This window comes from Kitasatospora sp. NPDC059646 (assembly GCF_042734615.1).
In the GTDB taxonomy this organism is placed as follows: Bacteria; Actinomycetota; Actinomycetes; order Streptomycetales; family Streptomycetaceae; genus Kitasatospora.
This window is the reverse complement of sequence record NZ_JBHWDS010000042.1, coordinates 21,420-40,184: the sequence shown is the minus strand read 5'-3', so window position 1 is coordinate 40,184 and position 18,765 is coordinate 21,420. Positions and strand designations below refer to the sequence as shown.

The 18,765-nt window shown below is 75.2% G+C and carries 16 protein-coding genes; 7 read left to right on the top strand and 9 right to left on the bottom strand.

Going from position 1 to position 18,765, the window contains the following annotated elements; genetic code table 11:
- Positions 1 to 29 precede the first annotated feature (29 nt).
- The 5 genes from ACFV1L_RS26015 to ACFV1L_RS25995 all read right to left on the bottom strand — a co-directional run bounded on the left by ACFV1L_RS26015 (position 30) and on the right by ACFV1L_RS25995 (position 5,710).
- Positions 30 to 878: a PHP domain-containing protein gene (locus ACFV1L_RS26015; RefSeq protein ID WP_380369923.1), complete on the bottom strand. Its 849-nt coding sequence runs from the start codon at positions 876 to 878 to the stop codon at positions 30 to 32.
- A 40-nt stretch (positions 879 to 918) separates the two neighbouring features.
- Positions 919 to 1,557 carry a DUF6758 family protein gene (locus ACFV1L_RS26010; RefSeq protein ID WP_380369920.1) on the bottom strand — a complete coding sequence of 213 codons (639 nt, stop codon included), beginning with the start codon at positions 1,555 to 1,557 and terminating at the stop codon, positions 919 to 921.
- Positions 1,558 to 1,805: 248 nt separating this feature from the next.
- Positions 1,806 to 1,949, bottom strand: coding sequence for a hypothetical protein (locus ACFV1L_RS26005; protein WP_167574101.1), 144 nt, complete (start codon positions 1,947 to 1,949; stop codon positions 1,806 to 1,808).
- A gap of 419 nt (positions 1,950 to 2,368) precedes the next feature.
- Positions 2,369 to 3,214, bottom strand: a complete 846-nt coding sequence (locus tag ACFV1L_RS26000; RefSeq protein WP_380369917.1) for an alpha/beta fold hydrolase — start codon at positions 3,212 to 3,214, stop codon at positions 2,369 to 2,371.
- Positions 3,215 to 3,364: 150 nt separating this feature from the next.
- Entirely contained in the window at positions 3,365 to 5,710 is a 2,346-nt protein-coding gene (locus ACFV1L_RS25995) for a DEAD/DEAH box helicase (protein WP_380369915.1), read from the bottom strand.
- A gap of 582 nt (positions 5,711 to 6,292) precedes the next feature.
- Between ACFV1L_RS25995 and ACFV1L_RS25990 the strand changes: the two genes are divergently transcribed.
- Positions 6,293 to 7,018, top strand: coding sequence for a ferritin-like fold-containing protein (locus ACFV1L_RS25990; RefSeq protein WP_380369912.1), 726 nt, complete (start codon positions 6,293 to 6,295; stop codon positions 7,016 to 7,018).
- 30 nt (positions 7,019 to 7,048) lie between these two features.
- Here ACFV1L_RS25990 and ACFV1L_RS25985 read toward each other — a convergent pair whose 3' ends face one another.
- The 3 genes from ACFV1L_RS25985 to ACFV1L_RS25975 all read right to left on the bottom strand — a co-directional run bounded on the left by ACFV1L_RS25985 (position 7,049) and on the right by ACFV1L_RS25975 (position 8,471).
- The gene (locus ACFV1L_RS25985) at positions 7,049 to 7,327 is read right to left on the bottom strand and encodes a hypothetical protein (RefSeq protein WP_380369909.1); all 279 of its coding nucleotides are present in this window, start codon (positions 7,325 to 7,327) and stop codon (positions 7,049 to 7,051) included.
- Between the two features lie 121 nt (positions 7,328 to 7,448).
- Positions 7,449 to 7,676 carry a DUF3107 domain-containing protein gene (locus ACFV1L_RS25980; protein ID WP_380369906.1) on the bottom strand — a complete coding sequence of 76 codons (228 nt, stop codon included), beginning with the start codon at positions 7,674 to 7,676 and terminating at the stop codon, positions 7,449 to 7,451.
- Positions 7,677 to 7,814: 138 nt separating this feature from the next.
- Positions 7,815 to 8,471 (bottom strand): TetR/AcrR family transcriptional regulator, encoded by a 657-nt coding sequence (locus tag ACFV1L_RS25975; RefSeq protein ID WP_380369904.1) that lies wholly within the window; start codon positions 8,469 to 8,471, stop codon positions 7,815 to 7,817.
- Between the two features lie 252 nt (positions 8,472 to 8,723).
- Between ACFV1L_RS25975 and ACFV1L_RS25970 the strand changes: the two genes are divergently transcribed.
- From ACFV1L_RS25970 to ACFV1L_RS25945, 6 genes are all read left to right on the top strand, one after another.
- Positions 8,724 to 9,641 (top strand): alpha/beta fold hydrolase, encoded by a 918-nt coding sequence (locus tag ACFV1L_RS25970; protein WP_380369901.1) that lies wholly within the window; start codon positions 8,724 to 8,726, stop codon positions 9,639 to 9,641.
- Positions 9,642 to 9,911: 270 nt separating this feature from the next.
- Positions 9,912 to 11,471: a DUF3492 domain-containing protein gene (locus ACFV1L_RS25965; RefSeq protein WP_380369898.1), complete on the top strand. Its 1,560-nt coding sequence runs from the start codon at positions 9,912 to 9,914 to the stop codon at positions 11,469 to 11,471.
- Positions 11,468 to 12,562 carry a hypothetical protein gene (locus ACFV1L_RS25960; protein WP_380369896.1) on the top strand — a complete coding sequence of 365 codons (1,095 nt, stop codon included), beginning with the start codon at positions 11,468 to 11,470 and terminating at the stop codon, positions 12,560 to 12,562. The genes ACFV1L_RS25965 and ACFV1L_RS25960 overlap by 4 nt, the downstream gene beginning before the upstream one ends.
- Complete coding sequence (locus ACFV1L_RS25955) at positions 12,559 to 13,503, top strand: NAD-dependent epimerase/dehydratase family protein (RefSeq protein ID WP_380369893.1); 945 nt, start codon at positions 12,559 to 12,561, stop codon at positions 13,501 to 13,503. Before ACFV1L_RS25960 ends, ACFV1L_RS25955 begins: the two co-directional genes overlap by 4 nt.
- Positions 13,504 to 13,664: 161 nt before the next feature.
- Entirely contained in the window at positions 13,665 to 14,843 is a 1,179-nt protein-coding gene (gene moeZ / locus ACFV1L_RS25950) for an adenylyltransferase/sulfurtransferase MoeZ (RefSeq protein ID WP_380369891.1), read from the top strand.
- A gap of 144 nt (positions 14,844 to 14,987) precedes the next feature.
- The gene (locus ACFV1L_RS25945; protein WP_380369888.1) at positions 14,988 to 15,917 is read left to right on the top strand and encodes an NAD-dependent epimerase/dehydratase family protein; all 930 of its coding nucleotides are present in this window, start codon (positions 14,988 to 14,990) and stop codon (positions 15,915 to 15,917) included.
- Here the strand turns inward: ACFV1L_RS25945 and ACFV1L_RS25940 are convergent.
- Positions 15,914 to 18,697: a lysylphosphatidylglycerol synthase domain-containing protein gene (locus ACFV1L_RS25940; protein WP_380369885.1), complete on the bottom strand. Its 2,784-nt coding sequence runs from the start codon at positions 18,695 to 18,697 to the stop codon at positions 15,914 to 15,916. The genes ACFV1L_RS25945 and ACFV1L_RS25940 overlap by 4 nt on opposite strands.
- Between the last annotated feature and the right edge of the window lie 68 nt (positions 18,698 to 18,765).

The window sequence follows — 18,765 nt, the reverse complement described above, 5'->3', positions numbered from 1 at the left end:
CGGCGGCGCGCGGTGGGCGCGCCGGGACGTCACCCGGTGATCGGCTTCGCTCCGGTCGCCTGCGCCACCAGCGCCTCGTACACCGCCGGATCGGTGGTGAACTCGCCCAGCCGGACGGTCTTGCGGCTGCCGTGGTAGTCGCTGGAGCCCGTCACCAGCAGCCCCAACTCGCCCGCCAGGCCGCGCAGTCGGGCCCGGGCCGCCTCGTCGTGGTCGGTGTGGTCGACCTCCAGGCCGGCCAGTCCGGCGGCCGCCAGGTCGGCGATCACCTGGTCCGACACCGTCCGGCCGCGCTTGTCCGCCCCGGGGTGCGCGAACACCGGCACGCCGCCCGCCGCCCGCACCAGCCGGACCGCCACCGCCGGGTCGGTCTCGTGCTTGCGAACGTCCGCCCGCCCGCCGTTGGCCAGCCACTCGGGCGTGAACGCGTCCGAGACGGTCGCCACCACGCCGGCCTCCACCAGCGCGGAGGCGATGTGCGGCCGGCCCACCGAGCCGGCCCCGGCGATCCGCTCCACCTGCTCCCAGCTGATCGGCGCGCCCAGCTCCCGGCAGCGCTCCACGATCGCCCGCCCGCGCCGGAACCGGTCGGTGCGCACCAGTTCCCGCTCGGCCGCGAACTCCGGCTCCGCCGGGTCGAACAGGTACGCCAGCAGGTGCATGCTGATCCCGCCCACCCGGCAGGACAGTTCGGCGCCCGGCACCAGGGTCAGGCCCGTCCCGGCCAGCGCGGCCGTCGCCTCGCCGTACCCCGCGACCGTGTCGTGGTCGGTCAGCGCCACCACGTCCAGCCCCGCGGCCACCGCGTTGGCGACCAGTTCGGCGGGGGAGTCGGTGCCGTCCGAGGCATTGCTGTGGGCGTGCAGATCGATACGCATGCCGCCCAGGATAGGGAGGCGCCCGGTGCGCGGGAGCGGGTCAGCCGAGAAGCCGGGGGGTGAGCGCCCCGCAGGGCAGCAGGCCGAGTTCGGCGCCCGCGTCCCGCAGGTCCGTCAGCACCAGCTCGTCGTGCATCAGCAACGCCGACTGCTCGGGCCAGGCGATCGCCCACAGCCACAGGCCGCGCGCCTCGCCGACGTACACCGCCCGGTCGTCCGGCGCGCCCGGCACGTGGAACATCGGGGTCGGCCGGCCCGCCGCCATCAGCTTCGCGTCGGCGGGCTTGTACAGCGCCACCGAGTCGCCCGGGTCGGGCCCGTCCAGCCCCGCGTAGCGGGCGCCCAGGCCGATGCCCAGCTCCTCGGCCACCAGCACCAGTTCGCCGAACCCGCCGAGCGGGGCCGGACCGGAGCAGGCGACGGCGGTCGCCCGGGCGCCCGACAGGTCGTCACCGGCGTGCGCGATCCCGGTGAACAGCCAGCCGACCGGCAGCGGCCAGGGCATCCAGACGGGCACCTGGGAGCGGTTCACGGCGACGTTCAACGCTTCGACGCTGGGGGGCAGCACCGGCTGCATCGGGTGCACCGCACCGTGCTGGTCGCACTGCCAGGTGTCGGAGAAGAGACCGGGGGCGCGGACCCGACCGGCGCACCTCGGACAGCTTGGCTCGCCCCTCATAAGCGACAACGGTCCTCCCTCCGGAGTGCTGCGTCAAGGACGATCACCCGTAAGTGGTGCGTCGCGAGCCGCCCCGGCGACGGCCCGGGTCCGGCAGGGTTGATGTCCCGGTCGGCGCGGCGTCAAACCCCCGCAGGTCGCGGCCCCCGAACACACTGACGCCCCGTCCTCCCAGGGTTCTCCTGTGGTGACGGGGCGTCAGCCGGGTATCGGAACGTCGGACGGCTCGGCGGCTCGTCCGCGTCCTGTCACACGGCCTTGCACGGCCGGATGTACAGGCGCTCGCCGGTTTGCGCGGCGGTCTTCAGGTACTCGGAGACGGTCTCCGCATCGGCGATCAGCCGATCGGTCTCCGCTCCGGCGTGATCCAGGCGCAGGATCTCGAAACGCATGGGCCTCTCCCTTCCCGTCCTCGGGCTACGAGGCGGACTCGGCCGGCGGTCGGCCATCACGCGATGGCCCGCCGACGATGACTGGGTCGGACGTCCGGCAGGTGCGGTCACCCGTCGCTCCCCCCACTCTCAAGCAGGACTTCTTCAGCGGCACTCACCGTGCGGCACCGGAGCGAGGCGACACTGCCTCGACGACCCACTGTGCCGCGACGCTGCTACCCGGCGGTTGCCCGCCGGTAAATCCGTCATTTCGGCGGCCGGAGGAGGGTGCGGCCGTCGCAGGGTTCTGATTCCGGACTGAGTCAAATATTACCCGAGCTAACGATCCTTGTCGCGCAAAAACCGGGGCCGACTTCTGATCGACCGTCAGGAAGCCTGCCGGTGGCCGGGATCCGCCGGGAAAACGACCCGCCCCGCCGCTACGCCGCCCAGAACGCGGCCAGCGCCGCCGCCGTCTCCGCCGGACGCTCCGCGTTCGGCGAATGACCCGCGCCCGCCACCACCGTCCGCAGCGCGCCCAGGCGCTCCGCCATCCGCGACTGCTCCGGCACCGGCCACGCGTAGTCCCGCTCCCCGGACAGCACCAGGGTGCGCAGACCGGCCGCCGCCAGCTCGTCCACCCGGTCCGGCGCCGCCACCAGGTGCGCGGCCATCGCCTTCAGCGCCCGCGGGTCGTTCGCCACCCACCGGCGGTGCAGGAACTCCGCGATCTCCGGCGGCAGCGGCGGCACCCTCTCGCCCTCCATCTGCTGCATCACCTGCCAGATCGACTCCAGGTCCATCGACTCCAGCGCGCTCAGCAGCAGCCCCGTGCGCGCCGCCTCCGCCGGGTCGATCGCGCCCGGCCCCGTCGACATCAGCGTCAGCGACTCCCACGGCAGGTCCCCGGACGCCGACAGCACCGCCTCCCGCACCACCTGGCCGCCGAACGAGTGCCCCAGCAGGTGCAGCGGCCCGCCGGCCGCCGCCAGCTCCGCCGACAGCGCCCGCACGTCCGCCCCCAGTGCCCGCACCGAGTACGCCTCCGGGTCGGCGGACCCGCCGGACTCGTACTGGCCGCGCTGGTCCACCGCGACCGTCCGGAACCCGGCCTCGGCCAGCGGCTCCAGCAGCGCGATGAAGTCCTCCTTGCTCCCGGTGAACCCGGGCACCAGCAGCGCCGTCCCCCGGACCGGCCCCGCCGGCTCCCCCCGCAGCGCGGCCAGCCCCGCCACCCGGACCGCCCGCACGCACCCCGGCAGCTTCAAGAACGGCGGCGTACTCATGTCTCCGTGCCTCCCGGCAGCTCACCCGACAACCCGGGGCCACCCTACGCAGCACCGCACCGGCCACCACCGGGGGAGCAGCGGAAACGCCGCCGGGGAGGGCCGACCTGGTGGCGGTCGGGCCCTCCCCGGCGGGTGCGGCGGTGGCGGTTACTGCTCCACGGTCTTGCGGCTCCGGCGCGGGGCCGGGATCTCCTCCGCCGCGACCGGGGCGGCGGCCTTCTTCGTCGCCCGCTTGCGGGGCGCCGGAGCGGTCTCCTCGGCCACCGGGGCCTCGGCGGCGGCGGCGGCCTTCTTGGTCGCCCGCTTGCGCGGCGCGGGGGCCGCGGCCTCCTCCGCCGGGGCCTCGACGGCCTTCTTGGCGGCGCGCTTGCGCGGGGCCGGCGCGGCCTCCTCGACCACGGCGGTCTCAGCAGCGACGGCCTTCTTCACGGTGCGCTTGCGCGGCGCCGGGATCTCCTCCGCCGGGGCCTCGGCGGCCTTCTTGGCGGCGCGCTTGCGGGGCGCCGGAGCGGTGTCCTCGGCCACCGGGGCCTCGGCGGCGACGGCGGCCTTCTTGGTCGCCCGCTTGCGCGGCGCGGGGGCCGCGGCCTCCTCCGCCGGGGCCTCGACGGCCTTCTTGGCGGCGCGCTTGCGCGGAGCCGGCGCGGCCTCCTCGACCACGGCGGTCTCGGCAGCGACGGCCTTCTTCACGGTGCGCTTGCGCGGCGCCGGGGCCTCGACCACCGGCTCGGCGGTCTCCACCACGACCTCGGCGACCGTCTCCACGGCCGGCGCGGCCGCCTTGCGGGTCCGCTTGCGCGGGGTACGGGCGGGCGCCTCGACGGCGGCCTCGGCGACCACCGGCTCGGCGGTCTCCACCACGACCTCGGCGACCGTCTCCACGGCCGGCGCGGCCGCCTTGCGGGTCCGCTTGCGCGGGGCGCGGGCGGACGCCTCGACGGCCGGCTCCGCGACGACGGCCGGAGCCTCGACCACGGGGGCCTCGACCACCGGGGCCGCGGCCGTCTCGACCACGGCCGTCTCGACCACGGCGGGCGCCGCCGCGGAGGAGCGGCGGTTGCGGCTGCGGCGGCGCGAGCTGCGGCCCTCGGACGGGGCGGTCGCGGCGGGCTGCTGCTCGGCGGCCGGAACGGCGGGGGCCGCCGTGGTCTCGGCGCCGGCGGCGACGGTGCTGCCGCCACGGGTGCGGCGGCGCTCGCGGCTGCGGCGCGGACGCTCGGCCGGAGCCGGTGCCTCGGGGGCGCCGCCGCGGCCGCCGCGGGCACCGGCACCGCCGCGGCCCGCGCGCTGACCGCGGCCGCCGGTCTCGCCGAGGTCCTCGACCTCTTCGGCGGCCAGGCCGGCCCGGGTGCGCTCGGAGCGGGGCAGGATGCCCTTGGTGCCGGGCGCGATGCGGAGCAGCTCGTACAGGTGCGGGGAGGTCGAGTAGGTCTCCTCCGGGTCGTTGAACGGCAGGTCCAGCGCCTTGTTGATGAGCTGCCAGCGCGGGATGTCGTCCCAGTCGACCAGGGTGACGGCGGTGCCCGAGGCGCCGGCGCGGCCGGTGCGGCCGATCCGGTGCAGGTAGGTCTTCTCGTCGTCGGTGCACTGGTAGTTGATGACGTGCGTGACGCCCTCGACGTCGATGCCTCGGGCGGCGACGTCGGTGCAGACCAGGACGTCGACCTTGCCGTTGCGGAAGGCGCGCAGCGCCTGCTCGCGGGCGCCCTGGCCGAGGTCGCCGTGCACCGCGCCGGCCGCGAAGCCGCGCTTGGTGAGCTGGTCGGCGACGTCGGCGGCGGTGCGCTTGGTGCGGCAGAAGATCATCGCGAGTCCGCGGCCGTCGGCCTGCAGGATCCGGGAGACCATCTCGACCTTGTCGAGCGAGTGCGCACGGAAGATGTGCTGCTCGATGTTGGCGACGGTGGTGCCGGTGTCGTCCGGGGCGGCGGCCCGGATGTGGGTCGGCTGGCTCATGTACCGGCGGGCCAGCGAGATGACCTGGCCGGGCATGGTGGCGGAGAAGAGCAGGGTCTGCCGCTTGGCGGGCAGCATCGTGATGATCTTCTCGACGTCGGGCAGGAAGCCCAGGTCGAGCATCTCGTCGGCCTCGTCCAGCACCAGCGCGCGGACCTTGGACAGGTCGAGCTTGCGCTGGCCGGCCAGGTCGAGCAGGCGGCCGGGGGTGCCGACGACGATGTCGACGCCCTTCTTCAGCGCCTCGACCTGCGGCTCGTAGGCGCGGCCGCCGTACACGGCGAGCACGCGGACGTTGCGGACCTTGCCGGCGGTCTGCAGGTCGTTGGTGACCTGGGTGCAGAGCTCGCGGGTGGGGACCACGATGAGCGCCTGCGGGCTGTCGGTGAGCTGCTCGGCGGTGGCCCGGCCGGCGGCGACGTCGGCCTTGACCACGACGCGCTCGATCAGCGGGAGGCCGAAGCCCAGGGTCTTGCCGGTGCCGGTCTTGGCCTGGCCGATGACGTCGTGGCCGGTCAGCGCGACCGGCAGGGTCATCTCCTGGATGGGGAAGGGGTGGACGATGCCGACGGCCTCCAGGGCCTCGGCGGTCTCCGGGAGGATCCCGAGTTCCCGGAACGTCGTCTTGATGGGTTCGGCGGTGGTGGACAGGGTGCTGCCTCTTCCGTGTGGAGGGGCCGAGTTCGAGCGCGTCCTGCCGTGCCCGCGCTGCCCGGTGAGGGGCGCGTCGGGCGGGCGGCGCGGGGGAGGGCGTCCCGTTCTACGGGGTCGTGCGGCCCGGCGCGTAGAGGCGCGGTCCGCGGCGGCCCTCGCTCGGCCTGATGCGGTGCCTGGGCCCGAGGCTCGGGCCAGGTCGGAGCCGATCGGGTCTCCGACCGGGCATCCGCGTACGTGAGCGCCGGGTGCGGTGCACCGGGGGCGGAACGCCACCGGGTACGACTGCGCGGCCTGCCGACGAAGCGGACGGGCCGCGCGGGTTCACACCTGGCCTCGCTACCTACCATACAGTCAAGCGACGACTCGAACACGTGACGGCGAATACTCCGACCGGCCGCGCCGGGGTGGCGGGACCGCCCGCGACCGTTCCGGCACCTCCCGGGACCACTAAGGTCAGGTGCCATGGAGACTCAGGAACCCGGTGACGGGATCACCGACTCGATCGGGCCCTGGTCGGCCCGGGCCGCCGATCCGCAGTACCGCGCGGCGGTGCTCGACCTGCTGGGCGCGCTCGCCTACGGCGAGCTGAGCGCCTTCGAGCGGCTCGCCGAGGACGCCAAGTTCGCGCCCGGCATCGAGGAGAAGGCCGCGCTGGCCCGGATGGCCTCCGCCGAGTTCCAGCACTACCAGCTGCTGCACGACCGGCTGGCCGAGGTGGGCGCCGACCCGGTCGCCGTGATGGAGCCGTTCGTCGAGCCGCTGGAGGCCTTCCACCGGATGACCGCCCCGGCCGACTGGCTGGAGGGCCTGGTCAAGGCGTACGTCGGCGACGCCATCGCCACCGACTTCTACCGCGAGGTGGCGGTCCGGCTGGACGACGACACCCGGGACCTGGTGCTGCGGGTGATGGCCGACACCGGGCACGGCGAGTTCGCGGTGGAGCGGGTGCGGCAGGCGATCGAGGACGACCCGCGGGTCGGCGGCCGGCTCGCGCTGTGGGGCCGCCGGCTGATGGGCGAGGCGCTCAGCCAGGCGCAGCGGGTCGTCGCCGAGCGGGACGCGCTGTCCAACCTGCTGGTCGGCGGCGCGCAGGTGCGCGGCTTCGACCTGGTCGAGGTCGGCAAGATGTTCAACCGGATCACCGAGGCCCACACCAAGCGGATGGCGGCGCTCGGCCTGGCCTCCTGAGACGGCTCCTCCCGGACGGCCGCGGCGGCGTCAGGCGTGGCGGTGACGGCCGCCGCGCCGGCGGGGCGAGAGGTCCGGCCGGGCCGGCACCGACACCAGCAGGACCGCCACCACGCCGGACACCGCCAGCTGCACCGCCGGCGCGTGCCCGTCCATCACGTAGTGGGTGAGCTTCCCGGCGAGCACGGCGGACACCAGCGCGGTGCCGACCGCCAGGGCGCGCGGCCGCGGGTACAGCTCCGGGCGGGCCAGCAGGGCGCCGAACCCGACGGCGAGACCGATCATGACGAACGCGATCGTCTCCCACACGGCTGCCTCCCGGGGTTGTGCGGCGCTGCGGCACCCACCGCCTACCCGCCCCGGCCCGCCGGTACGCACAGCACGGCGCCCCGTCCCCCCGGGCGGGGGAACGGGGCGCCGTGACGCGGGCTCAGAGCGTGCCGAAACCGACCTTGCGGACGGACGGCTCACCGATCTCGACGTACGCGAGCCGGTCCGCCGGGACCAGCACCTTGCGGCCGTGCTCGTCGGACAGCGTGAACAGCTTCGAGGTGCCGTCCAGCGCCTTGGCGACCGCGTCCGCGACCTCTTCGGCAGATTGCGCGCTCTCCAGGACGATCTCCCGGTTCGCGTTCTGCACGCCGATCTTGACCTCCACGGCTTCCGTCCCTCCGGTAGCTGGCCGCACGCCCGGCCGCAGTTCGCGGACGGTGCGCCGTACGGGCATCACCTTAAGGCAGTAACCCGGCCGGACGGCGAAGGTCCGGGCCCGGTCCGCTCAGGGCCGAATCGGCGGTCACTCGCCGGCGGCGCCGGAGCCCTCCTGGGTCGGGTGCATCGGGAAGCCCTTCAGGCCGCGCCAGGCCAGGCTGGCGACCAGTCGGACCGCCTCGTCGCGCGGGACCTCGGACTCCTGGGACAGCCAGTACCGGGCGGTGATCTGGGCCAGGCCGCAGACGCCCACCGCGAGCAGCTTGGCCTCCGCCTCCGGCAGGTCGGTGTCCTCGGCGATCACCTTGGAGACCAGGGTGGCGCTCAGGTCGGTGGCCCGCTCGACCCGCTCGCGCACGGCCGGCTCGTTGGTCAGGTCCGACTCGAAGACCAGGCGGAACGCGCCCGACTTGCTGGAGACGTAGTGGAAGTACGCCTCCATGGTCGCGGCGACGCGCTGCTTGTTGTCGTTGGTCGCCTCCAGCGCGGCCCGGGTGCCGTCCACCAGGGCGTCGCAGTGCTTGTCCAGCAGCGCGAGGTAGAGCTCCAGCTTCCCCGGGAAGTGCTGGTAGAGCACCGGCTTGCTGACGCCGGCCCGCTCGGCGATGTCGTCCATGGCGGCCGCGTGGTAGCCCTGGGCGACGAACACCTCCTGGGCGGCTCCGAGCAGTTGTTCACGGCGGGCGCTTCGCGGCAGGCGGGCACCGCGCGGGCGCTCCTGCGCCTCCTGGATGGCCGTCACGGCGCTCCTCACTTCACGGTCTGCGATGGGCTGGCAAGGTGATTGATTCTACTTTTCGGTAACCCGCTCGTGCGCGGGTGAAGCCGAGTAAAGCGCACAACCGCCCTTGTCGGGACCCCACAATACGGTTCGGACCTGGACTGTCCACAGGCCGGGACGGGCCCGGAACAGGCCTGGGGGCGGACCCGAACCGGAAACCGGCCGGGGTGCAACCGCACCGGCGGCGGGCCGTCCTCACTACCATCGTGCTCCATGAGCGCCGCCCAGCACCCTCTCCCCGCCCTGGAGCCCTACCGCACCGTGGAGGTGCCCGGAGCGGCCCTGGCCGTCAGCCGCCACCGCGAACCCCGCGACGGACTGCCGCCCGCCCTGTTCGTCCACGGCCTCGGCGGCTCCGGCGACAACTGGCTGGAGCTGCTGGAACAGCTGGGCGACGACGTCGACGGCGAGACCGTCGACCTGCCCGGCTTCGGCTGGTCCGCGCCGCCGCTGGACGGCAACCTGAGCCTCTCCGGCCACGTCCGCGCGGTCATCGGGTACCTGGAGGAGACCGGCCGCGGGCCGGTCCACCTGTTCGGCAACTCGCTCGGCGGCGCGGTCTCCGTCCGGCTCGCCGCGCTCCGCCCCGACCTGGTGCGCAGCCTCACCCTGATCTCCCCGGCCCTGCCCGAACTTCCCCCGCAGCGCACCGCCTGGCCGACCGGGCTGCTCGCCGTCCCCGGCGTCGTCGAACTGATCCGCCGCCGCGGCGCCGGCGCCGACCCGGAGAGCGCCACCGCCGACCTGCTGCGGCTGGTCTACGGCGACCCCGAGGGCATCCCCGCGCACCGCCGGGCCCGCGCCGTCGCCGAGTACCGGCGCCGCTCCGCGCTCCCGTACTCGCTCCACGCGCTGGCCGGGTCCGCGCGCGGCATCGTGAGCGCCTACACCGAGCGCGGCGAGCAGTCGCTGTGGCGGCAGGCCCGGCAGGTCGAGGTGCCGGTGCTGCTGGTGTACGGGCTGAAGGACAAGCTGGTCTCCTACCGCTCCGCCCGGCGGGCCTGCGCCGCGTTCCGCGACGCCCGGCTGCTGGTGCTCCCCGACTCCGGGCACGTGGCGATGCTGGAGCACCCCGAGCCGGTCGCCCGCGCGGTCCGCGAACTGCTCGCCGAGGCGGGCGCCGCGCGCTGAGGCGGGCGCCGGGCGGGAGCGGCGAAAACGCGGCGGAGACACCCGAGGTCACGGCCGTTCACTCGATCAGGTGGCAAGCCGGGCCGGGCCCCTAGGGGGTCCGGCCCGGCGCTCTACCGTCGTGTTGTCGGACCGAACAGGTGTGGGGGGCACGGCGGCGAGGGCGGCGGACGCGGGGAGCGGACACCGGCCGAACGGCCGCCGAGCACGGACGCACTCCCCTGGTCGTAGGGCCGGAATCCCGTCGAAAGCTCTTGCTCAGGAGGCGTCGTGCGCATCGCTCTGCTCACCGAGGGCACCCAGGCCGGTGCACAGCGTGGCGAAGGAGGCTGGTGCGGCCGACTGGTCGACGGCCTGCCCGAGCACGAGTTCCGCCTCTACCGGCTGCTGCCCGCCGACCGGCCCGCCCCGCCCACCGGGGTGCGCGGCCTGCACGGCGTCCACGAACTGCCCATGTGGGGCCGCCGCCCCGCCGGCCGCGGTCCCGCCCCGCTGCGCCGGCGGTCCTACCTGAAGGCCTACGAGGACCTGGTCCGCGCCCTGGTGCTGCCCGGCGAACGGGACGGCTTCGGGCCCGCGCTGTACCGGCTGGCCGCGCTCGGCCGGGACGACGACGCGCTGCCCGCGTTCCTCGCCTCCGGCCACGCGCACCGCGCGCTGGAGCGGATCTGGCGGACCCCCGGCGCCGACACCGCGGCCGGCCAGCCGCAGGTCTGCGACGTGCTGGTCGCCGCCGACCTGCTGGAACAGTGCCTGCGGCCGCTCTCCGCGCCCTGGTACGGCACCGGCCCGGCCGGGCTCGGCGGCGCCGACCTCTGCCACGTGGTCGGCGGCGGGCCGGCCGCGCTGCCCGCACTGGTCGCCCGCGAACTGCACGGCGTCCCGTTCGTGGTCACCGAGCACGGCCTGCACCTGCGCGAGCAGTACCGCGGCTACCGCACCGCCCCCTACCGGTGGCCGGTCCGGGCGCTGCTGCTGTCGTTCTTCCGGCAGCTCACCGAGGAGACCTACCGGCAGGCCGCGATACTCACCCCCGGCAGCGCCTACGACCGGCAGTGGCAGCAGCGGTGCGGCGGCGACCCGGCCCGCACCCGGATCGTCCACGAGGGCACCCCCGCCACCGCGCGGGCCGCCGCCGGGGCCGAACCCGCGGCGCCCACCCTGGTCTGGGCCGGCGCGCTGGAGCCCGGACGCGACCCCGAACTGATGCTGCACGCCTTCGCGCAGGTCCGCGCCGAACTGCCCGACGCCCGGCTGACCGTGTACGGCGAGGAGGGTGCACCCGGCTACCTGGCGCACTGCGAGGCGATCGCCGAACGGCTCGGCATCGCCGCCGCCGTCGAGTTCGCCGGCCGGCCGGACAGCCTGGCGGCGGCCTGGGAGGCCGGCAGCGCCGTGGTGTTCAGCGCGCTCGCCCAGCGCAGCCCCCGACTGCTCGCCGACGCCATGCTCAGCGGCCGCGCCGTGGTCGCTACCGAGGTCGGCGTGGCCCGCGAGGTGCTCGGCCCCACCGGACTGCTGGTGCCGCCGCGCAGCCCGCGCGCCCTCGCCGGGGCCTGCCTGGCGCTGCTGCGCGACCACGAGCGCCGCTCCCGGCTCGGCCTGGCCGGCCGGCTGCGGGCGCAGGAACGCTTCGCCGTGGAACCGGTGGTCGGCGCGTTCCGCGAGATCTACCTCGAGCTGGTCTCCCGCTACCCGGCCTTCCCGGCCCGCCCCGGCACCCCCGCCCGGCCGTTCACCCGCCCCGCCGAGTACTGGGTGGCCGGCGGCGAGGCCCCGCCGCCCGCCGCCGAACCCGTCGCCGGGCCCGCCCTCGCGGAGGCGGTGTGACCCCGCCGCCCCCGGCCGACCCGGTCCGCGAACTCCTCGACGCCAACCGCGAACTGTGCGAGCGGGCGGTCCACCCGCTGGAGATCGCCGCCGCCCTGGAGGACTCCGGCCTGGCCGCCGACGGCGCCGCCCGCTACCGGCACGCCGACGTGTTCGGCCTCGCCGAGGAGCTGTACGCCCGCGTGCCCCGCCGCCCGCCCGCCCCCGAACCGCTGCCGGACGCCCCGCCCGCGCGCCGGCCGGCCGCCGCCGCGCTGTGCGGCGCCGTCGCCCACCTGCTGCCGCTGCTGCCGGCCGCCGCACTCGGCGGACCGGCCGGCGCCGCGCTGGCCGTCCTGGCCGGTGCGGGCGCGCAGGCGCTGACCGCCGACCGGGACGGCGGCGGGCCCGCACCGGCGGCGGTCGCCGGGTGGCAGCCCGACGACGGGCTGCTCGACGGCCCGGTCGCCGCCGGGCGCGGCCCGTCCGCATGGTGGTCCGGCCGGTGGACGGCGCTCGGCCAGGGCGCCGGCGGCGGACTGCTGCTCGCGCTGCTCTGCGCCGCCGCCCCCCGCGCCGCCCTCGCCGCCGCCCTCGGCGGCGCGAGCGCCGGCTGGGGCGCGGCCCGGCTGCGCGAGTTCGGCCGGCGGCAGCGCCCGGCCGCCACGCTCCGGGAGTTCCGCGCCCGGCTGCGGCCCGCCCTGCCGCTGGCCGTGCTGGCCCAGCTGGCGCTGCTCGCCGCGCTCGGCCGCCTCGCGGTCCGGGACGGCGACGGCACCGTGCTCGCCGCGCTGCTGGTCTGCGGCGTGCTGCCGCTGCTGGCCGGTGCGGTGCGCGACGCCGGGCGGCCCGGCACGGCGGCGGCCGCGGTGCTGACCGCCGCGGCCGGTGCGGCCGTGCTGTCGCTGCCCGGCCCGGCGCACTGGCTCGGCGCGCCGCCGCCGGGCCCGCTGCTGGCCGCCGCGCTCGGGCCGGCGGTGCTGCTGGCCGGGCGCGCCTGGCCGCTGAGCATCCGGCCGGCCGGGTACGCGCCCGGCCGCCCTGACGTGTCGATCGGATCTCGTTGCCCGGCCGGTGCGGCCGGGCCTGATGGAAGGACTCGGACCCGATGAGGGTGTTGCTGCTGGGAGCCGACGGGTTCATCGGCCGGCGGGTCGCCGACCGGCTGCTGGCGGAGGACGGGCTCCAGGTGACCGTGCTGGGCCGGGGCGACTCCGCCGACATCCGGTTCGACCTGGCCGCGGGCAGTCCGGGCGCGCTGGCCCGCTTCCTGGACGCGGTCGCCCCGCAGGTGGTGATCAACTGCGCGGGGGCCACCTACGGCACCTCGCGGGCGCTGATCCGGGCGAACACGCTCGCGGTGGCGACGGTCTGCGAGGCGATCCGGCGCAGCCGCGAGCCGGCCCGGCTGGTGCACGTCGGATCGGCCGCCGAGTACGGACCGGCCCAGCCGGGCGGGCCGATCCCGGAGAGCGCGGAGCCGCGCCCGGTCGGGCCGTACGGGGTGTCGAAGCTGGCCGGCACCGAGCTGGTGCTGGCCTCCGGCCTGGACGCGCTGGTGCTGCGGGTGTTCGACGTGGTCGGGCCCGGCGCGCCGACGGCCTCGCTGTTCGGGCGGCTCGCCGAGGGCCTGCGGCGGGCGCTGGAGCAGGACGAGGACCAGGTCCGGATGCCGGACCTGTCCGGCTACCGGGACTTCGTGGACGTCCGGGACGTGGCGCGGGCGATCCAGGCGGCGGCGGTGTCCGCGGCCACCGGCGTGATCAACATCGGCAGCGGCCACGCCGTCCGGGCCCGGGAGGCGGCCCACCTGCTGGTCCGGGCGTCCGGCTTCGAGGGGACGATCGGCGAGGACGCCCGGCAGGTGGTGCTGCCCGCCCAGCAGGGGCTCGGGGAGGGCGCCCGGGGGATCGAGGCCCGGCAGGCGCCCGAGCCGGTGCAGTGGCGGCAGGCGGACGTCCGGACCGCCCGCGACCGTCTCGGATGGCGGACACAGGTGCCGCTGGAGGAGTCGCTCGGGGACGTCTGGCTGGAGACCGCCTGCCGGGTGTGATCCCGTCCGGCCCGGGCTGACCAGGGGGTTCGGGGCGGGCTGCGAAGTCTCGCCATCCGGTGCCGGGCATCTCAGCAAGTGGACCTGCTGTCTTGGAATACCCCCGGCACGTGACACTGTTGGCGTAGTCGAACGAGAAACTGACGACCATCGGAGTCCCCGTGTCGCTGCCACCCCTGGTCGAGCCCGCCGCCGAGCTCACCGTCGAAGAGGTCCGCCGGTACTCCCGCCACCTGATCATCCCCGACGTGGGCATGGACGGGCAGAAGCGGCTGAAGAACGCCAAGGTGCTCTGCGTCGGCGCCGGCGGCCTCGGGTCGCCGGCTCTGATGTACATGGCCGCCGCCGGTGTCGGCACCCTCGGCATCGTCGAGTTCGACACCGTCGACGAGTCGAACCTGCAGCGCCAGATCATCCACGGCCAGTCCGACATCGGCCGTTCCAAGGCCGAGTCCGCGCGCGACTCGGTCAAGGAGATCAACCCGCTGGTCGAGGTGGTGCTGCACGAGGAGCGCCTCGACAACGACAACGTGATGGAGATCTTCTCCGGCTACGACCTGATCGTCGACGGCACCGACAACTTCGCCACCCGGTACCTGGTGAACGACGCCGCGGTGCTGCTCGGCAAGCCGTACGTCTGGGGCTCCATCTACCGCTTCGACGGCCAGGCCAGCGTGTTCTGGGCCGAGCACGGCCCGTGCTACCGCTGCCTCTACCCGGAGGCCCCGCCGCCGGGCATGGTCCCGTCCTGCGCCGAGGGCGGCGTGCTCGGCGTGCTGTGCGCGTCGATCGGCTCGATCCAGGTCAACGAGGCGATCAAGCTGCTGGCCGGCATCGGCGAGCCGCTGGTCGGCCGACTGATGATCTACGACGCCCTGGAGATGCAGTACCGCTCGGTCAAGGTCCGCAAGGACCCGAACTGCGCGGTGTGCGGCGAGAACCCGACGGTCACCGAACTGATCGACTACGAGTCGTTCTGCGGCGTCGTCTCGGAGGAGGCCTCGGCCGCCGCCCTCGGCTCCACGATCACCTCCAAGCAGCTCAAGGAGTGGATCGACAACGGCGAGGACATCGACATCATCGACGTCCGCGAGATCAACGAGTACGAGATCGTCAACATCCCGGGCGCCCGTCTGATCCCGAAGAACGAGTTCCTGATGGGCAACGCCCTGCAGGACCTGCCGCAGGACAAGCGGATCGTGCTGCACTGCAAGACCGGCGTCCGCTCCGCCGAGGTGCTCGCCGTGCTGAAGTCGGCCGGCTTCGCCGACGCCGTGCACCTGGGCGGCGGCGTGATCGGCTGGGTCAACCAGATCGAGCCCGAGAAGCCCGTCTACTGACCGGCGCCCCGCACTGACGGAGCCTCAGCGAACCGCCCGACCAGGGGAATTCCCCCGGTCGGGCGGTTTTGCGTGACCATGGGTGCGGAACAGCACAGCTGCGCCGGCCGTGGCGCACGCGTTCGACAGGGACGGGGGAGTCCGATGGGCAAGCACGTGGTGGTCGGCGCCGGGCCGGTCGGATCGGCCACCGCCCGGCTGCTCGCCGAGCGCGGCGAACAGGTCGTGGTGGTCACCCGCACCGCCGCCTCCGCCGCCCCGCTGGACGGCGTGCAGCGCCTCCGGTTGGACGCGTCGGACGCCCAGGCCCTCGCCGCCGCCGCCGAGGGCGCCGAGGTGCTCTACAACTGCGCCAACCCGCAGTACCACCGCTGGCCCGAGGCCTGGCCGCCGCTGGCCGCCGCGCTGCTCGCCGCCGCCGAGCACAGCGGCGCGGTGCTGGCCACCGTCTCCAACCTGTACGGCTACGGCGCGGTGGACGGGCCGATGAGCCCCGACACGCCGCTGCGGCCGGTCTCCGCCAAGGGCGAGGTCCGTGCCGCGATGTGGCGCGACGCGCTGGCCGCGCACGAAGCCGGGCGGGTGCGCGCCACCGAGGTGCGCGGCTCCGACTACCTGGCGCCGAACGCCGTCGGCATGCTGGACGACCGGGCGTTCTCCCGCGCCCTGGCCGGCCGCACCGTCCAGGTCATCGGCGACCCGGACGCCCCGCACAGCTGGACGGCCCCGCAGGACGTCGCCCGCCTGCTGGCCGTCGTCGGCATCGACGAGCGCGCCTGGGGCCGGGCCTGGCACGTGCCGAGCAACCCGCCGCGCAGCCAGCGGCAGGTGGTCGCCGAGCTGTGCGCCGCCGCCGGGCGGCCCGCCGCGAAGGTCACCGGCATCCCGCGTCCGGTGCTCGCCCTGCTCGGCCTGGCCAACCCGACGATCCGCGCCGCCCGCGAGACGGCCTACCAGTTCGAGCGCCCGTTCGTCCTCGACGACACCGCCACCCGCGAGACCTTCGGCCTGGCGCCGACCCCGTGGGAGGACATGCTCGCCGGGATCGCCGCCGCGCACCCCGGGCAGGCCTAGAGCGCGTCCTTGCGCTGGAGGACGTTGTAGGCGATCCAGCCCGGGACGACCGGCAGCCAGAAGGTCAGCAGGCGGTAGAGGAACACCGCCGGGGTGGCCGCGGTGAGCGGGACCCCGGCCGCGGTCAGGGCGCCGATCAGGGCGATCTCGACCGGGCCGATGCCGCCCGGGGTGGGGATCGCCGAGCCGGCCGCGTTCGCGGTGAGGAACACCACGGCGACGGCCGCGTACGTGACGTGCCCGCCGCCGCCGAAGGCCTGCACCGAGGCGTCCAGGCAGGCGGTGAAGGACAGCGTCAGCAGCAGGATGCCGCCGAAGCCGGTGACCAGCTTGCGCGGGGTCTGCATCAGGTCGAGCATCCGCGGGATCACGCCGAACAGCAGCGAGCGGACCCGGGTCACCACGAACCGGCGCAGCGGGGCGACCGCGGCCACCACCAGGGCCAGCACCGCGGCGGACAGCACCCCGATGATCACCGCCCGGGACGCGCCCAGGTCCCCGTTGGTCTGGGTGCCGGTGATCAGGCCGAAGGCGAACAGCAGCAGCAGGTGCCCGCCCAGGCCGGCCAGCTGCGAGGCGCCCACCGACGCGGCGGCCTGCACCGGCCGGATCCCGGCCTTCTGCAGGTAGCGGGTGTTCAGGGCGATGCCGCCGACCGCCGCGGGGGCGACCAGCTTCACGAACGACCCGGCGACCTGCGCGGCGACCGTCCGGCCGAACGGCAGCTTCTCCGGCACGAAGCCGGTCAGGCTCATCGCCGCCGCCACGTACGAGCCGGCCGCGGCGGCCAGCGCGGCCGCCGCCCAGGCCCAGTTCATCTGGGAGACCTTGAACTGGTCCGGCCGGATCGTGGTCAGCGCCAGGTAGGCGGCGAAGGTCAGCGCCACCAGCATGATCAGCGTCTTCGGCTTGAGCCGCTCCAGCTTGGCCGGGGCCAGCGGCGCCTCGGGCGCGATCTGCAGGATCTGCCCGCGCAGCTTGGCCAGCAGGTCCTCGTTGGCCTGCGCGATGTCCTCCTCGGCCTGCTGCTGGGTGCGCTCGCCGGACGCGACCTGCTTGAGCGCCAGCGCCTTCGCGGCGGCCTTCCGCTCCTTGGTCATCCGCTGCAGGTCGCCGCGGGTCTGCCGGCTCAGGCCGACCGGCTGCAGCAGCGGCAGCGCCTCGGCGATCCGGGCCGGGCCGAGCACGCCGGTGGCGGCGGCCACCGCCCGCTCCGGCCCGGTGCGCAGCGCGAAGGTGGTGAGCAGCTGGGCGACGTCGATGCGCAGCGTCAGGTCGCCGGCCGCGATGTCGCCGCCGGACAGGTTGATCAGGCAGCCGGTGCGCTCGTCCACCACCAGCAGGGACTCGCCGGTGAGCCGGCGGTGCGCGATCCGGCGTTCGTGCAGGGTGGCCACGGACGTCCAGAACGAGGCCATCACCGCGTCGGTGACCTCCTCGTCGGCGAGTTCGTCCAGGGTGCGGCCGGCCACGTTCTCGTAGACCAGGATCGCCGCGTCCGGGCCCAGCTCGGAGGTGGCGACCAGTTGCGGGGCGCGGGCCCCGGAGGCGGCCGCCGCGTAGGCGATCAGCGCCTCCTGCTCCAGTGCCTGGCGCAGCGACTGCGGGCTGCGGCGCACCGCGACCGAGCGCAGCCGCAGCCGCCGCCAGGCCCGGTAGAAGAAGCCGGAGGCCTGCTGCTCGCGGTCGATGATGTGCACGTCCAGCAGCGGCCCGTGCTGCTGGACGACCAGGTAGCGGCGGGTGCCGCCGGGGCCCTCGGGGGCGATGTGCGCGGCGGACGGGGTGAAGCCGACCTTGCGCAGGCCGATCATCAGGTGCTGCCCGGTCGGCCGGATGTTCGGCGAGCCGATCGCGTACAGCGTGCCGTACGCCACCGACCAGCCGATCAGCACGGTGAGCAGCAGCGACAGCGGGGTGGTGTAGCCGTTGATCAGCTCCGTCGTGCCGGAGAGGATCACCACTATCCACAGGGCGACCCGCCAGCGCGGCCGGCTCGACATGCCGACGGCCGTCATGTAGGCGATCACCGGGGCGAGGTAGCCGTGCACCGGGTCGGTGAGGGTCTCGCCGGTGCCCGGCCCGAACTGGGTGAGCGCGTTGCGGATCTCCTCCGGCGCGCTGGCCGCGACCCACCAGTCGACGCCCAGCGAGACGCCGTAGGCGAGGACCGAGGCGAGCACGCCGTCGGCGACCCGCAGGCCGTCGCGTTTGATCAGCCGCTCGACCGCGAACGCCAGCGGCACCGCCAGCACCGCGACCGAGGAGACCAGCGCGGAGATGGTGGACAGCAGGTCGGGGATGCGCTTGGCATTGATCGTGATGTCGCTCTCGATGCCGCTGGTGGTGGAGACCGCCACCTGCGCCAGCACGAACACCGCGACGATGCCGAGCAGCCCGGCGAGGAAGCGCAGCAGGTCCGAGGGCCGGTGGGCGCGGGGCGCCAGCAGCGGCTCGTCGACGGCCAGGTACTCGCCGGCCGGCTCCTCCGGGTGCTCCTCCGGGTGCTCCTCCGGGGGCTCCTCGGCGTGCTCCTCGTCGGCCGGCTGCCCGGCGGTGTGCTGGTCCGGCCGCTCCGGTGGACGGTCCGGTGTGTCCGGACGGTCCGCACCGTCGTCCGGCGGCAGCTGAGCGGCCACCGCGTCCTCCCCCGTGTGGTGCGCGTCCCGCGCCCGGTGGCGCAGGTCGACCGGCGGGGCGTCCTCGCCCCGCGGGGCGGAACCGTCGGTGGCGGACTCCCCGGAGCCCTCGTCCACGTTCAATTCAGCCGTCCCGGTCATCTGTCTTGTTCCTCGTGTGTCGCACTGCCCCGAAGATGCTGCCATGCCCGGAACCCCGGTGCGGTCCA